A 14,416-nucleotide genomic window follows, 5' to 3' on the forward strand; every position below is an offset into this window, starting at 1 on the left:
TCAGGGGAACGCCCGGCGGGGCCGGGCGGGAAAGGCGATGACCCGGGGGGTCAGCTCACCGTCACTGGACGGATGAGCGGGGGCACCGCTGCGCCGTGGAGGCGTGGGAACAACCGAGGGGCGGAAAGGTGCTGCACGGGTTTGGAACTCCTTCCGACACCGCCTACCGGGTTAGCTGACGGATTCGGGCGGGAAGATCGCCCTACCGCGGGCCGTGGCTCGCGGATTCACCCCGGACTTACTGATGGGTCCCCGGTTCGTTAAGCACGATTGAGCGGGTCGGCGCGGCGTCGCCTGTTGCGATCGGTAACCGCACCGGACGGGACGACACTACTGGCCTGTTCGCGGCCTGCCAAGCCGGCTTCGCCTGCGTAAACCCAATTCGGTGCGACAATTTCTGCGCGTATTGCCGATGATGTGACTCGATGGGACAACCGGTTACGGCGACGCCTACGGGCGACAACCGGACAGGCCGCCGATAAACCGCCACAATCACGGGAAAGATCGAGCCGAACGCGTCGGACGCCCGATTTCCGAACGGCGTGACCGGGCTCACGTAACGGATTGGGCTCATCCCGCCCGAGCTGGGCGCCACCGTGCCACGAGGGCGGGGCGCGACGCCCCGCTCGCCGCGCGTCGGGCGGGTGCCGGGCTGGGCCGCAGCCGCGCCGTTGCCGCGTACGCCTCCTCGGCAAGGGTGCGCGCCGACTCGGCGGCCAGTTCCGCGTCCCGCCAGGCGGCCCGCTCATCGCTGGCGGCGGCCTGGTAGCGGGCCAGTCTTGCGTCCCGGATCGCCCGGCTGAGCAGCACCTCCTGCTCGACCGGGTGCCGCCGGGAATCCCAGCCGCGCCGGTGCGCGAACACGTCACCGAGCTGCGCCATGGTCAGATCGCACCGCCAGTACGCCGCCATCGCCGCACGGTGCAGGTAGCGCTCCCGGGAGGCGTACTCGGCGGGGGTCCGGGGGGTGTGCGGGGTGGGCAGCGCACCAGACCCGGCGAAGCGGCGGGCGGCGGTGTCCGCCTCGTCGTACCCCACCCAGGCCCGCTCCACCTGGTCCTGAGCGGTGAGCCAGGCATCGCGTCGCCGCCGTGCCGTTCTGGCGGCGCCGGTCGCGGCGACTGTCACCTCCTCGGCGTACCGGCGCAGGTCGTCGGCTTCGGCCGCGGCCACCTCGCGGGCGGTCGGCGCGGCAGGGGCCGGGGCCTCCACGGGGCGGTCCGGCTCGGGGCGGGCGACCAGCACAGCGAGTACGCCCAGTGCCAGCAGGAACAGGGTCGACCAGATGGCAGCGGCCTGCGGCACATCGGTCACGAACTGGTAGAAGACGGCAGTCTCCATGGTCGGCTCCTCGGGGAGAGAGCAAAGCGATGGGGCGCCCGGCGGCGACCCGGCCACAGCGGGCCACGGATCGGCGGGGTCGGAGCTGGTGGATCGACAGGGCGTGACGACGGGACGCGTGGCCCGGTGACTCAGCGCCGGGGCGGACCCCGGGGAGCCCAGCCGCGCGAAGCGTCGACGAGAGGCGGCCGATCGGACCCGGCCGCGGACACCGGCAGCACGCCCGTCGCGATGGTGCCCTGGCCACCGGCCGGTGCCGGTTGCGCGTCGACCGACCCAGCCGGAAGGAACTCCTCGGCCGCACCCACACGGACCGCCGACGCCGGGTGCACGGCAGCCTCTGGCACGGCGCTCAGGGGTGGCACGGCGCTCAGGGGTGGCACAGCGGCCAGGGGTGGCACGGCGCTCAGGGGTGGCACGGCGGCCGAGGCCGGGCTCGCGCCCAGCGCCAGGGCCGCGACCGCGGCGAGGCTGGTCAGCACCCGCGTAGCCCAGCGCGCCACCCACCACAGCGGACAGGTGAGCGCAACCGGAAGCACGTAGCCAACGCTACTGCCGCGCCGAGGATGACGCATCGGCCACGGGCGTGTCGGCGCACGCCGCGCCGACCCTGCTGACCAGGGTGGACGGTGTCAGCGCGAGTCGACGTACGGTGATCGGCTGTCGGGCTGGTCGGTCCCGCCGGGCCCGGCTTGAGTCCCGACAGCATCGGGGTCGTGGGCATCACCCCCGGCGGCCCGGGGTCCGGCCGTGCGCTGTCTGGGCAAGGCCGGGCGGGCCGTACGACGCGGCGCGAGTCGGCGCATCATCGGCGTCTCGACGAAGCGGTGCAGCAACCCGGCGAGGACCAGGTTGGCGAGCAGGAAACCGAGCACCACGACCGGGCCACGCCAGCCCTGGAAGCCTGTCCCCCAGTCGCCGCTGAAGCGCAGCACACTCGTCATCACCAGCACATGCACCAGGTAGAAGGCGAAGGAGACCTCGCCGAGCCAGACCAGCGGCCGAGACCGCCACGGGGAACGCCTACCCCGGACGTCCGCGTCCGCGGCGGCAGTGATCACCAGCAGGTACGCCACCGCGAGCAGCGTGGTCCACAACTCGGCGCGAATCCACTCTGCCGCTGCCACCCAGGTGGCCAGGAAGATCACGCTGGCCGTGGTCAGCCCCGGCCCCCGCCAGAGGCCACGGCGCAGCAGCTCGGCCGCCACCGCGCCCATCCAGAACTCCAGCGACCGTACGGGCGGGAAGACCTGGGTGAACCACCACCGGCTCACCTCCGGCACCAACTGCTGTGCCGGCCAGAGCGCGAGGATCAGCAGCGCCAGCGCGACGATCAGCACCCAGAGCAGCTTCGGCCGGGCACGGCGCAGCAGCGGCAACACCAGCGGCAGACACAGGTAGAAGAAGAACTCACAGGAGAGCGACCAGCTCACGGTGTTGATGCTGTAGAACCAGCCCGGCCGGGGGTCCCAGGCCTGCAACAGCAGCAGGTTCTCCAGCGCGGCCGCCGGCAGGACCGCGTCGGCGAACCACCAGGCGACAAGCAACGCCGCCCCCCACAGCACCAGATGGTTCGGGTAGATCTTGGCAACCCGTCGCCGCCAGAAGGTACGCCGGGACTCGCCCGCGCGGGCCGACCAGACCAGCACGAAACCGCTCAGGATGAAGAAGAACTGCACCCCGGACAGGCCGAGGGTGAACAGCCCGTCGACCACGGCCTTGTAGTCCGGCTCGGCGATGATCCGCATGGTCCCGACGTGGAAGCCGAAGACCAGCAACGCGGCGATCCAGCGCAGCCCGGTCAGCGAGGGCAACCGGGCCGGCGCGGGGGTGGGCCGGGCAGTCGTCGCCGCGGCGGCGCTCGTCATGCCGGGATCCCGAGGCTCGGCAGGGTCACCAGCACGTGCGTGTCCTCCTCGGTGCGACATCGGACGGCGACGCCCGCGACGGCCCAGCAGGGGCCCGTACCCGGGTACCCTACCTGGGGCACTCCTGGGTGAACCGGACGCGTTCTGCCCCTCCAACGCGGAAAGGGTAGGCACGGGCTGCCCTGTTGGCGGACCGGGGAAGCAGTTGGAGGAGTCCTGACTACCCTCCGGGTCGGGTTGCGCTGCGACGCCGGGCCGCAGCGCGGCGTCGGCCATCTCGCCCGCTGCCTGGCGCTCGCCGAGGAGTTCCTCGCCCGGGGCGCCCACGTCGCCGTGTTCGGCACCGTCGAACGGCTCCCCTGGGCCACCGCGGAGCTCACCGCGCGGGGCATCCCCCTGCGCCCCGGCCCGGATTCGCCTGCCGAACTGGTCGAGGCAGCCCGCCGCCACGAGCTGGACGTGCTGGTTCTCGACTCCTACGAGCTGGACCCGGCCGGGGCCGGCGCCCTGCGCGCTGCCGGCGTGTTCACCCTCGCCGTGATCGACGGGGACAGCCGGGGCCAGGTCGCCGACCTCTACCTCGACCAGAACTTCGGAGCCGAGTTGACCGAGCTGCCCGGACGGCTGCTCGCCGGCAGTGCGTACGCCCTGCTGCGCGACTCCGTGGTCACCTCCCGACCACCGGTCCCCCGGCCCGCCACGACAGCGAGCCAACCCCGGGTGCTGGCGTTCTTCGGCGGCACCGACGCGGTCGGCGCGGCCCCGGTGCTGACCCGCGTGCTGCTGTCCACCGGTCACCCCATGGACCTCACGGTCGTCGTCGGCCGACCCGAGATCGAGACCGAGCTGGAGGAGATCACCCCCGGGCGACGGCAGATCCTGCGTCCCGTCCCGCCCACCGGCTCGTTGCCGTCACTGATGACCGAGGCAGACCTGGTGGTCAGCGCCGCCGGCACCTCCACCTGGGAACTCTGCTGCCTCGGCACACCCGCGGCGCTGGTCTGCGTGGTCGACAACCAACGCGAGTCGTACACCCGGGTAGTTCGGCACGGCGTGGCCGCCGGCCTCGGCGAGCTGCCGGAGCTGACCGTCGCCGGGCTGCCCGGACGGGCCGCCCGGGCGGCCGCGACGCGGACCCTGCACGGACTGCTCAGCTCGCCGCAGCGCCGCGCGGCACTGGCCGCTCGGGCCTGGTCCACAGTCGACGGGCGGGGCCGGGCGCGCGTCGTGGACGCGGTGTTCGACGCCGTACGGCCAGCCGCGGTCAGCGACTGACGGGCATCCTTCGGGCTCTCCCCCGCCTACCATGCGCTGACAGCGCGATCGTGAGACGGGGAGCGACACATGATCCAGGCGATTGTCTTCGACGTCGGCGGAACCATTCTCGACGAGTCCCACGAGTTCGCGAGCTGGGCGGACTGGTTCGGCGTTCCACGGCACACGCTCTCGGCGGTCCTCGGTGCGGTGATCGCCCGCGGGCTGGACTGGCAGGAGACGTTCCGGGCCTTCCGGCCGGATTTCGACCTCGCGGTCGAGCTGGAACGCCGAGCCGTCGCCGGCAAACCGGAGTGGTTCGGCGAAGAGGACCTCTACCCGGATGCGCGTGGGTGCCTGGCCGCCCTCAAGGAGCAGGGCCTGTTCGTGGGGCTGGCCGGCAACCAACCAGCCCATGCCGAAGCGCTCCTGCACGCCCTCGCCCTTCCCGTGGACATGATCGGCACGTCGACCGGTTGGGGCGTGGCGAAACCGTCACCGGCCTTCTTCGAACGCGTCATCCACGCCGCCGGCGGCGACCCCTCGTCGATCCTGTACGTCGGCGACCGGCCCGACAACGACGTACGCCCGGCCGCGGAGGCGGGCATGAAGACCTGCCTGATCCGACGCGGCCCCTGGGGGCACATCCTCGACCTGCCGGCCGTGGCCGAGCGGTGTCTGTTCCGCATCGACTCGCTGGACGACCTTCCGGCTCTGGTGGCGAAGCATAACGCGACAGCCGCAGGGACGGCGGAAAGCGGCTAGCACGGGTGTACGAAAGTGCTGCTAGGGTGGCCGCATGACGCCTGCCGCCTACCAGCCGTCGATGCTCGACCTGACCGACGCGGAGCCGACCCTGGGTCCACTTCCCGGCCAGATCCGGCGGCACCACCTGAGCCGGGGCGCCTGGGTCGACCACCTCCCCGGCTGGGTGCACGGTTCCGACGCGGTCCTCGACACCCTGCTCACCGAGGTGCCCTGGCGGGCCGAGCGACGCACCATGTACGACAGCGAGGTCGACGTGCCCCGCCTGCTCTGCTGGTACGGCGGCGACCGGCAGCTGCCGCACCCCGTGCTCACCACGGCACGAGCCGAGCTGACCCGGCACTACGCCCCCGAGTTGGGTGAGCCGTTCGTCACCGCCGGGATGTGCCTCTACCGCTCCGGCCGGGACAGCGTCGCCTGGCACGGTGACACCATCGGCCGGTCCGCGCACAGTGACACCGTCGTCGCGATCGTCTCGTTCGGGTCGCCCCGGCCGCTGCTGCTGCGCCCGCGCGGAGGTGGTGGCGACAGCCTGCGCTTCCCGGTGGGCCACGGCGACCTCATCGTGATGGGCGGCTCCTGCCAACGCACCTGGGAACACGCCATCCCCAAGACCACCCGCCCGGTAGGCCCCCGCGTAAGCGTCCAGTTCCGCCCCACCAACGTCGCCTAACCCCCCACCCCTCGCCCCCTCCCCCCGCCGGGTTGATCATGAAGTTATTGCCACCTGCATCGGCGTGTCGCGGCAATAACTTCATGATCGACGAGGGCAGGTGGGGGGTGGGGGGGTGGGGTTGGTTAGTCGCGTTCGATGAGGTGGCCTACCACCGTTGGGCCGAGCATTACCGCGAAGCCGCTGCCGTCGCGGCGGGGATCGGCTGCCGGTAGCTCCACCGGTTCGCCGGTGCCGGTCGCGCCGACCGGGCGCGGCCCGACCCAGGCGACCGCCACGTCCGTCTCGTCCTTGAGGAAGCGGTGCGCACGGACACCGCCGGTAGCCCGGCCCTTCGCCGGGTACGCCTTGAACGGCGTCACCTTGACCGTCGCCCCGGTGGACGTCACGACCATCGGCTCGCCGTGCCCCGGATCGTCGGTGCGCACCGCGCCGAAGAAGACCACCCGAGCCCCGGCCGGCAGGTTGATGCCTGCCATCCCGCCGCCCTTGAGCCCCTGCGGGCGCACCAGCCCGGCGGCGAAGCGCAGCAGCGACGCCTCCGAGGTCACAAAGGTCAGCGTCTCCGCACCGTCGCTCAGCCAGGTCGCGCCGACCACCTCGTCGCCGTCGCGCAGGCCGATCACCTCGAACTCGTCGGACCGCACCGGCCACTCCGGCGCGCAGATCTTCACCACGCCCTGGCGGGTGCCCAGCGCCAGCCCGGGCGAACCGTCCGCCGCACCGCCCAGCGGGGCCAGGCCGACGACCGTCTCCCCCGCCTCCAGCGGCACCAGCTCGGCGGCGGACATACCGCCGCGCAGAGACACCGTGCCGGCCTGCTCGGGCAGCACCGGCAGCGGCAGCACGTCGATCTTGAACGCGCGACCCGCGCTGGTGATCAGCAGCACCCGGCCACGGGCGGTGGAGTGCACTATCGCGCGTACGGTGTCGTGCTTGACCCGGCCGTTGCGCCGGCGCCCCTCGGCGCTCTCCTCCGACTCGGCCGCGGTCCGGGCGACCAGCCCGGCCGCGGAGAGGATGACCTGGCACGGATCGTCGGCGACCTCCAGCGGGCCGGCCGGCACGGACGCCGCGAGCACCTCCTTGAGGTCGCCGTCGACAAGCGTCGTCCGCCGTTCGCTGCCGAACTGCTTGACCACTGCCGCCAGCTCGTCGGAGACCAGCTTCTTGAGCACCCGCTCGTCGTCGAGGATCGTGGACAGCTCGGTGATCTCGGCGCGCAGCCGCTCCTGCTCGGCCTCCAACTCGATCCGGTCGAACTTGGTCAACCGGCGCAGCGGAGTGTCCAGGATGTAGGTGGCCTGGATGTCGGAGAGGCCGAACTGACTCATCAGCCCGTCCTTGGCCGCCTGCGCGTCGTCACTGCCCCGGATCAGGCGCACCACCCGGTCGATGTCCAGCAGGGCGATCAGCAGGCCGTCGACCAGGTGCAGCCGCTCCTGACGCTTACGGCGGCGGAACGAGCTGCGTCGGGTGACCACCTCGTACCGGTGGGCCAGGAAGACCTCCAGCAACGCCTTCAACCCGAGGGTACGGGGCTGCCCGTCGACAAGCACCAGGTTGTTGACGCCGAAGGACTGCTCCAACGGGGTCAACCGGTAGAGGTCGGCCAGCAACGCCTGCGGGTTGACCCCCACCTTGCACTCGACGACCAGGCGGGTGCCGCTCTCCCGGTCGGTGAGGTCCTTGACGTCCGCGATGCCGGTCAGCCGCTTGGTCTTGGTGACCTCGTTGGTGATCGCCGCGATGACCTTCTCCGCGCCGACGCCGTAGGGCAACTCGACGACTGTGATCGCCTGGCGGCCCCGGCTGCCCTCGAGTGGGCCGATCTCCACCCTGCCGCGCATGCGTACGACGCCACGCCCGGTCTCGTAAGCGCGACGCACCTCGTCCAGGCCGAGCAGGACGCCGCCGGTGGGCAGGTCGGGACCGGGGACGAACTCCATGAGCCGGTCCAGAGTGGCGTCCGGGTGGTTGATCAGCCAACGGGCCGCGGAGACGACCTCGGCGAGGTTGTGCGGGATCATGTTCGTCGCCATCCCGACCGCGATCCCGGACGCGCCGTTGACCAGCAGGTTGGGGAATGCCGCGGGCAGCACCGTCGGCTGGGTCAGCGACCCGTCGTAGTTGGGCTCGACGTCGACCGTGTCCTCGCCCAGCTCACCGACGAGCAGCATGGCCTCGCGCGACATCCGCGCCTCGGTGTAGCGGCTGGCCGCCGGGCCATCGTCTGGAGATCCGAAGTTGCCGTGCCCGTCGATGAGGGGCACGTTGAGCGAGAAGTCCTGCGCGAGGCGGACCATGGCGTCGTAGATCGCCGTGTCGCCGTGCGGATGATACTTGCCCATCGTATCCCCGACAATTCGGGCAGACTTCACATGCCCACGGTCGGGGCGGTAGCCCTGCTCGTACATCGACCAGAGGATGCGGCGGTGCACGGGCTTGAGGCCGTCACGCGCGTCCGGCAGCGCGCGGGAGTGGATGACCGAGAACGCGTACTCCAGGTAGGAGTCGGAGACCTCGGTGACCAGCGGGTTGTCGAAGACCCGCGCGCCGGCCTGGTCGAACGAGGAGAGGTCGACCTTGTTTTCCTTACGGCGTGCCATGACTCAGCTTTCCCCTCGAACGGCAGCGGTGCTCATGCGTCGATCGCATCCCTGTCGACGCGGTCGGCCGAGTCGATCAGCCAGTTGCGGCGCGGCTCGACCTTCTCGCCCATCAGCAGTTCGAGGATGCGCTCGGCGGCGTCGACGTCGTCGAGGGTGATCCGGCGGACGGCCCGGGTCGCCGGGTTCATCGTGGTGTCCCACAACTCGTCGGCGTCCATCTCACCGAGACCCTTGAACCGTGGGATGGGCGTGACGATCTGCTTGCCGGCCTTCTCCAGTTTGCGGACCGTCGTCTCCATCTCGGCCTGCGTGTAGGTGTAGACGGTCTGCGGGCTGCGCCCCTTGGTGGTGATCTTGTGCAGGGGCGGCATCGCGGCGTAGAGCCGACCGGCCTCGATCAGCGGTCGCATGTACCTGGCGAAGAGGGTGATCAGCAGCGTACGGATGTGCGCGCCGTCCACGTCGGCGTCGGCCATGATCAGCACTCGGCCGTAGCGGAGCGCGGCGAGGTCGAACGTCCGCCCCGAGCCGGCCCCGAGCACCTGGACGATGGCGGCGCACTCGGCATTGTCCAGAACCTGCTGGAGGTTGGCCTTCTGCACGTTGAGGATCTTGCCCCGGATCGGCAGCAGCGCCTGGTATTCCGACGAGCGGGCCATGCGGCTCGTGCCGAGGGCGCTGTCGCCCTCCACGATGAACAGCTCACTGCGGTCGATGCCTGTCGCCCGGCAGTCGACAAGCTTCGGAGGCATGGACGCGCCCTCCAGGGCGGTCTTGCGCCGGGCGGCGTCCTTCTGCTGCTTCTGGGTGAGCCGCACCCGCGCCGCGTCGACGATCTTCTGCAGGACGACACGCGCCTCGGCCTTGGTGCGCCGGTCGTCCAGCCACGCCTTGACGTGCGCGTCGACAAGGGTCTGGAGCACCTTGGTGATGCCCGTGGTGGACAGCTCGTCCTTGGTCTGCGAGGTGAACTGCGGCTCGGGGATCCGCACGTGCACCACGGCCGTCATCCCCTCCAGGACGTCGTCCAGGGTGGGCGGCTCCTCCTTGGCCTTGAGCAGGCCGCGGGTGTTGCGGACGGCGTCGGCGAGGGTGCGGACGAGGGCCCGCTCGAAGCCCTTGCGGTGGGTGCCGCCGTGGGCGTTGCGGATGGTGTTGGTGAAGCACTCGACGGTGCGGTCGTAGCCGGTGCCCCACCGGAACGCCACCTCGACCTCGGCGCGCCGCTGCACGTTGGACTGCATGACGCCGTTGGCGTCGGCGGCGTTCTCCCGGTAGGTCCCCTCGCCGTTGACCAGCAGCATGCCGGAGACCGGCCGGTCGCCGGCCGGCGCCAGGAACTCGACCATGTCGCTGAGCCCGTTGGGGTAGTGGAACCGCTCCTCGGCGGGGGTCTCGCCGGTCAGGTCGCGCAGCAGGTAGGTCACGCCGGGGACCAGGAACGCCGTGTTGCGCAGCTTCATCCGGACGGCGTCGACGTCGAGCGCGGCGCCGGTCTCGAAGTAGCGGGCGTCGTGCCACCAGCGGATCGAGGTGCCGGTGCGCTGGCCGCGCTTCATGGCGCCGATCACCTGCAGGCCGGGGCCGGCGGTGAAGGGCGCGGTCGGCCCGTCGCCGTCGAAGATCCCCGGGACGCCGTGCCTGAACGACATCGCGTGGACCTTGCCGGCCCGGCGGACGGTCACGTCGAAGCGGCGGGACAGCGCGTTCACCGCCGAGGCGCCGACGCCGTGCAGGCCGCCGGAGGTCTTGTAGCCGGAGCCGCCGAACTTGCCGCCGGCGTGCAGCCGGGTCAGCACCAGCTCGACTCCGGAGATGCCGGACTTGGCGTGCACGTCGGTGGGGATGCCGCGGCCGTCGTCGTCGACCTGCACCGAGCCGTCGGCGTGCAGGATCACCTCGACGGTGGTGGCGTGACCGGCGACACCCTCGTCGGTGGAGTTGTCGAGGATCTCGTTGACGAGGTGACCCACGCCACGGCTGTCGGTGGAACCGATGTACATGCCGGGCCGTTTGCGGACGGCGTCCAGCCCCTCAAGATGGGTGAGGTCATCGGCCCCGTACAGGGTGTCAGGCTCTGCGGTCAACTGGTCGTACTCCCCGGTCTCGGCGGTGTGCTGCCCGTCACCGGCGGTCTGAGCCGGCGTGGCGCGCCGCAGCGAGCCTAGCCCGAGGCTGAGACAACTCCCGGAGGACCTACGCGAACCGCCGTGCATCGGCCGTTGGACGTGAGCCATCAGACAGTCGGTCAGTGATCACGGGACCACGCTGCGGAATCTCCGCCGGTACGCTGAGCGGTGATCGCGGCTGGTCGGCGCGGGGCGGCGCCGGGCTCGTGCCGGTCCGGGCCCAGATCCAGGACCACGAGCTCGGCGGTACGCCGCTGGCGGCCCGCGCCGGACGATCCGCGGGCGGCCGAGCGGCGGGAGGCGACCGGGATGGACGAGACGACACGTGACGCCCTCGGGCGGGCCCTCGGCACGCGGGCACGGCGGTGGCTGCTGGCGGGCACCCTGCTGGCAGGGCTGCTCACAGCGGTGGCGCTTATCGCGGCGGCGGCTCCCGCCGAGCGGACGTTCACCGAACTGTCGGGCGCGGCCCAGAGCCTGATGTCGGTCGTGACGCCACTCTTCGGTGTTCTGCTGGTGCGCGACAGGCGTCGGGCGCCCGCCACTGTCGGCGTGCTCCCCACGGTGCTGGCGGTGGTGTTGCCGGCCGTCGTGATCGGCGTGGTAGGCGTGCTGCTCTGTGCCGCGACGCTGGCCCTCGCACCGACCACTGTCGCCGACGAGCCGTGGCGGCACGCCGGAACGGTCGCGGTGGGCAGCGTGTTGGTGCAGATCCTCGCCGGCCTGGTGGGCACCGGGCTGGGTCTGCTGTTGCGGTCGCCGACGAGTGCGTTCGCGGCCACGATCGTCCTGCCGCTGGGGGTGCTCGGGTTGCTGGAGGTCGTTCAGGCGGGCGCGGCCCAGCCGTGGCTCACTCCGCTCGGCAGTGCGCGCAATCTGCTCTCCGGGGAGATGAGCCTGCTGCGGTGGGTGCAGTGGTTGTGTGTCCTGCTGATCTGGGGTGTTGGTCTGAACGCGGTCGGCGCGGCCGTGTGGCGCCGCCCGCAGCCCGTCCGGCAGGTCGGCGTGGCAGCCGACGAGGTGGCGTGACCAGGGGCGTTTGATTCGTCCACAGTGGTCCATAGCACAGATCTGCCGCACGCGGCGCTCCGCTCGGCCGGTACGCGGCCGAGGCTGGGAGTGCCGGCGGTCGTCGGACCGTCGGCACCGACGCGCCTGCGGGTGCGCCGACGGCGGGGATCCGGTCGGCGGCGGGCGCGGGCAGTGGTCGCTGCCTGGTGGGCACCGAGCGGGTGCGCCGACGCAGTCGTGTCTTTCGCCGAACGAGTCTGTTACAGGCCATTGACGCCCGTTGCACAAGGGTGATCTGATCGCGCTCTCAGAGAATCTTTCATCTTTCGATGGATGGGAGCCCCATGCCCAGGTTCCGCCGTACCGCGCTCGCCGCGGCACTCACGATCGTCACGGCAGCGCTGTCGACCGCCGTCGCGCTACCCGCTCCCGCGACCGCCGCGCTGCCCACCGCCGCCGTGGCGCTCGGCGACAGCTTCATCAGTGGCGAGGGCGCCGGGGCGTACACCCCGGTGGTCGACGCCAACGGGGTCGCCCAGGGCTTCCCCGGCTGGACGGCGCCGAACAACAACGCCTTCTTCTGCCACCGGTCGGCGAACGCCTCGCTCAACCAGGCGGACCTGCCGGGCATCCAGAACCGGTTCAACCTGGCCTGCTCCGGCGGCCAGCCGCGCGACATCGCCACCGCCTCGGCAGCACGGGAGAAGGGCCGTACGGTGGCCGCCCAGCTCGACCAGCTGCGCGCCGTCGCGCAGACCCAGGACATCGACCTGGTGCTGATCGGCCTGGGTTCCAACAACAGCTCGTTCACCTTCGGCAGCGTCGCGGAGACGTGCGCCAACCGGTTCATCGCCGACGCCTGGACGGGCTGGTGGGAGTTCTGGGCGTACCTGAACGGGCCGGTGGAGCAGAAGCCGTGCAGCGACGCCGACCTGGCCACCGCCGCGCAGCTCAGCGCCGCGACCGCGGAGACCACCGCAGCCGTACGCCAGATCCTGACCACCCTCGACCAGGTGGACGCGGACGGCCAGCACCGGGTGGTGTTCCAGGACTACACAAACCCGCTGCCGCTGGACCTGAACCCGGCGTACCACGAGGAGGACGGCCGGGACGACACCCGGGACAAGTTCCGTGACCTCGGCGCGGAGCGGTACGCGGCCGGCTGCCCGATCCACCGGGCCAGCCTCGCCCCCGGGCACCGCTTCTCGCAGGGCCTGGGCGGCATCGTGAAGTCCACCCGGGACACCCTGGCCGCCGAGTTCCCCGCCGACGACCTGGTCTACCTCAATGTGCAGCGGGCCTTCGACGGCGCGCGGCTGTGCGAGTCGACGTCCAGCCCGACCGGGGCGCTGGCCACTCCCATCCGGCTGCAGGACGGCGCGACCGGCACCTTCGTGACCAGCCTCGCCGGCAGGGACAAGATCGCCATTCAGCGGATCGCCAACACCTGCGTCAGCTACTTCCAGACCTGCCAGGAGTCGTGGCACCCGAACGCCACCGGCCACCAGGTGCTCGGTCGGTGCCTCGCCGGTGCCGCCGTCACCGCCGCACGCGCGGTGTCGTGCGTCCGCGCCGGCGACGGGTCGATCTCCGTCTCCTGACCGGCCGCGCCACCGGAGGCCCCGCCACCCGGCGGGGCCTCCGTCGCGTCCGGGTCGCCGCCCCGCCCAGCCGTACCGGCTGCTCGGGGTGGCCCGTCCGGCTCACTCCTCCTGGTCCAGCGGAACCAACTCGTCGTCGCGTTCCACCTGGATCTGTGCGTGATCCTTGCGCGGCGCGACCTCCGCGGTGTTCCGGTGCGGATCGTTGTCCGGGTGCATGAGCACCGCGTCGGTCTTGGGGGTCTTCTCGCGGACCTCGTCCGGCTGCGACATGCCGTTCCCCTCTCCGTCGACGTCGCAGGGGGTCTACCCGCCACCGCGCTGACGACTCCCCCCGACCGCTATTGCGGGCCGCGACGCGCGGATGTCCCGGTCGTGGCGGTGCGGCGGGATTCGGCCGGCAGGCGACGGGGTTAGCCGCTCGGGCGGCGGGTAAGCCGCATCGCCCGACACGGCGGAAGGGGATCACATGTCCGAACGACACACCGCACTGCGCTCGATGCACGATCTGGGTCTGGCGGCCTGGTTCGGCGGCTCCCTCATGGGTGCCTTCGGCGTCAACGGCGCGGCGGCGAAAATCAACGACTCCACCCAGCGACTGCCTGTCGCCTCGGCCGGATGGTCGAAGTGGACCCCGGTCAACGCGGCCGCGATCGGCGCGCACCTGGCCGGGGCGGTCGGTGAACTGGTCACGGAGAGCCCACGGGTGGCGGCCCAGCGCGGAGTGGGCCGGGCCAGCGCCCTCAAGACGGCGTTGACGATCGGCGCGCTCGCGGTCACCGGCTACAGCCGGTTGGTCGGCATGCGGCTGGAGAAGGCCGGCGGTCCGCCGGTGAACGGCGCCACCGAGCCCAACCACCAGACGCCGGCAAGCGTCGCCTCCTCACAGCGGCAGATGAAGCTGCTCCAGTGGGCGATTCCGGCGCTGACCGGATCGCTCGTCGTGGTCACCGCGTACATGGGTGAGCAGCAGAAGCCCGGTCAGGTGTTGCGCGGGATCCTCAGCCGCACCGGCGGGATGCGCAACGCCCCGATGGGCATCGCGAAGATGGGCATGGGCGTCGGCAAGCGGCAGATGGCCATGGCCGGACGCTGAGCGTCGGGCCGGCCGGCGGCCCGCCGGACCGTCGACGACGGGACACCGGCCGGCCCTGCGCGCCCG

Annotated in this window: 12 protein-coding genes and 1 riboswitch; of the genes, 6 read left to right on the forward strand and 6 right to left on the reverse strand. The window is 71.6% G+C overall.

Going from position 1 to position 14,416, the window contains the following annotated elements:
* Positions 1-145: 145 nt before the first annotated feature.
* A riboswitch (cyclic di-AMP (ydaO/yuaA leader) is annotated at positions 146-287 on the reverse strand.
* Positions 288-570: 283 nt separating this feature from the next.
* The 3 genes from ACLQ26_RS06000 to ACLQ26_RS06010 form a co-directional block, all read right to left on the reverse strand.
* Positions 571-1,341 carry a hypothetical protein gene (locus ACLQ26_RS06000; protein ID WP_425743465.1) on the reverse strand — a complete coding sequence of 257 codons (771 nt, stop codon included), beginning with the start codon at positions 1,339-1,341 and terminating at the stop codon, positions 571-573.
* Between the two features lie 131 nt (positions 1,342-1,472).
* Positions 1,473-1,880 (reverse strand): hypothetical protein, encoded by a 408-nt coding sequence (locus tag ACLQ26_RS06005; RefSeq protein ID WP_425743466.1) that lies wholly within the window; start codon positions 1,878-1,880, stop codon positions 1,473-1,475.
* Positions 1,881-1,973: 93 nt separating this feature from the next.
* Complete coding sequence (locus tag ACLQ26_RS06010) at positions 1,974-3,209, reverse strand: acyltransferase family protein (protein ID WP_425743467.1); 1,236 nt, start codon at positions 3,207-3,209, stop codon at positions 1,974-1,976.
* Between the two features lie 216 nt (positions 3,210-3,425).
* Between ACLQ26_RS06010 and ACLQ26_RS06015 the strand changes: the two genes are divergently transcribed.
* The 3 genes from ACLQ26_RS06015 (at position 3,426) to ACLQ26_RS06025 (ending at position 5,901) form a co-directional block, all read left to right on the forward strand.
* Positions 3,426-4,484, forward strand: coding sequence for a PseG/SpsG family protein (locus ACLQ26_RS06015; RefSeq protein ID WP_425743782.1), 1,059 nt, complete (start codon positions 3,426-3,428; stop codon positions 4,482-4,484).
* A 69-nt stretch (positions 4,485-4,553) separates the two neighbouring features.
* Positions 4,554-5,228 carry an HAD family hydrolase gene (locus ACLQ26_RS06020; protein ID WP_425743468.1) on the forward strand — a complete coding sequence of 225 codons (675 nt, stop codon included), beginning with the start codon at positions 4,554-4,556 and terminating at the stop codon, positions 5,226-5,228.
* Positions 5,229-5,262: 34 nt separating this feature from the next.
* A complete protein-coding gene (locus tag ACLQ26_RS06025) occupies positions 5,263-5,901 on the forward strand; it encodes an alpha-ketoglutarate-dependent dioxygenase AlkB (RefSeq protein WP_425743469.1) in 639 nt (212 codons plus the stop codon).
* 125 nt (positions 5,902-6,026) lie between these two features.
* On the opposite strand, the gene ACLQ26_RS06030 is transcribed toward ACLQ26_RS06025, so the two are convergent.
* Both ACLQ26_RS06030 and ACLQ26_RS06035 read right to left on the reverse strand, forming a co-directional pair.
* On the reverse strand, positions 6,027-8,510 hold the full coding sequence (locus ACLQ26_RS06030) for a DNA gyrase/topoisomerase IV subunit A (RefSeq protein ID WP_425743470.1): 2,484 nt from the start codon (positions 8,508-8,510) through the stop codon (positions 6,027-6,029).
* A 32-nt stretch (positions 8,511-8,542) separates the two neighbouring features.
* Positions 8,543-10,600 (reverse strand): DNA gyrase/topoisomerase IV subunit B, encoded by a 2,058-nt coding sequence (locus ACLQ26_RS06035; RefSeq protein WP_425743471.1) that lies wholly within the window; start codon positions 10,598-10,600, stop codon positions 8,543-8,545.
* A gap of 351 nt (positions 10,601-10,951) precedes the next feature.
* Between ACLQ26_RS06035 and ACLQ26_RS06040 the strand changes: the two genes are divergently transcribed.
* Positions 10,952-11,671 carry a hypothetical protein gene (locus ACLQ26_RS06040; protein ID WP_425743472.1) on the forward strand — a complete coding sequence of 240 codons (720 nt, stop codon included), beginning with the start codon at positions 10,952-10,954 and terminating at the stop codon, positions 11,669-11,671.
* A 326-nt stretch (positions 11,672-11,997) separates the two neighbouring features.
* Positions 11,998-13,254 carry a hypothetical protein gene (locus ACLQ26_RS06045; RefSeq protein ID WP_425743473.1) on the forward strand — a complete coding sequence of 419 codons (1,257 nt, stop codon included), beginning with the start codon at positions 11,998-12,000 and terminating at the stop codon, positions 13,252-13,254.
* A gap of 102 nt (positions 13,255-13,356) precedes the next feature.
* On the opposite strand, the gene ACLQ26_RS06050 is transcribed toward ACLQ26_RS06045, so the two are convergent.
* Entirely contained in the window at positions 13,357-13,527 is a 171-nt protein-coding gene (locus ACLQ26_RS06050; RefSeq protein WP_007457769.1) for a hypothetical protein, read from the reverse strand.
* Between the two features lie 196 nt (positions 13,528-13,723).
* Here ACLQ26_RS06050 and ACLQ26_RS06055 point away from each other — a divergent pair, with 196 nt between their 5' ends.
* Positions 13,724-14,350 carry a hypothetical protein gene (locus tag ACLQ26_RS06055; protein ID WP_425743474.1) on the forward strand — a complete coding sequence of 209 codons (627 nt, stop codon included), beginning with the start codon at positions 13,724-13,726 and terminating at the stop codon, positions 14,348-14,350.
* Positions 14,351-14,416 lie beyond the last annotated feature (66 nt).

Origin of the sequence: Micromonospora sp. DT43 (assembly GCF_049841645.1) — a bacterium.
Taxonomy (GTDB): Bacteria; Actinomycetota; Actinomycetes; order Mycobacteriales; family Micromonosporaceae; genus Micromonospora.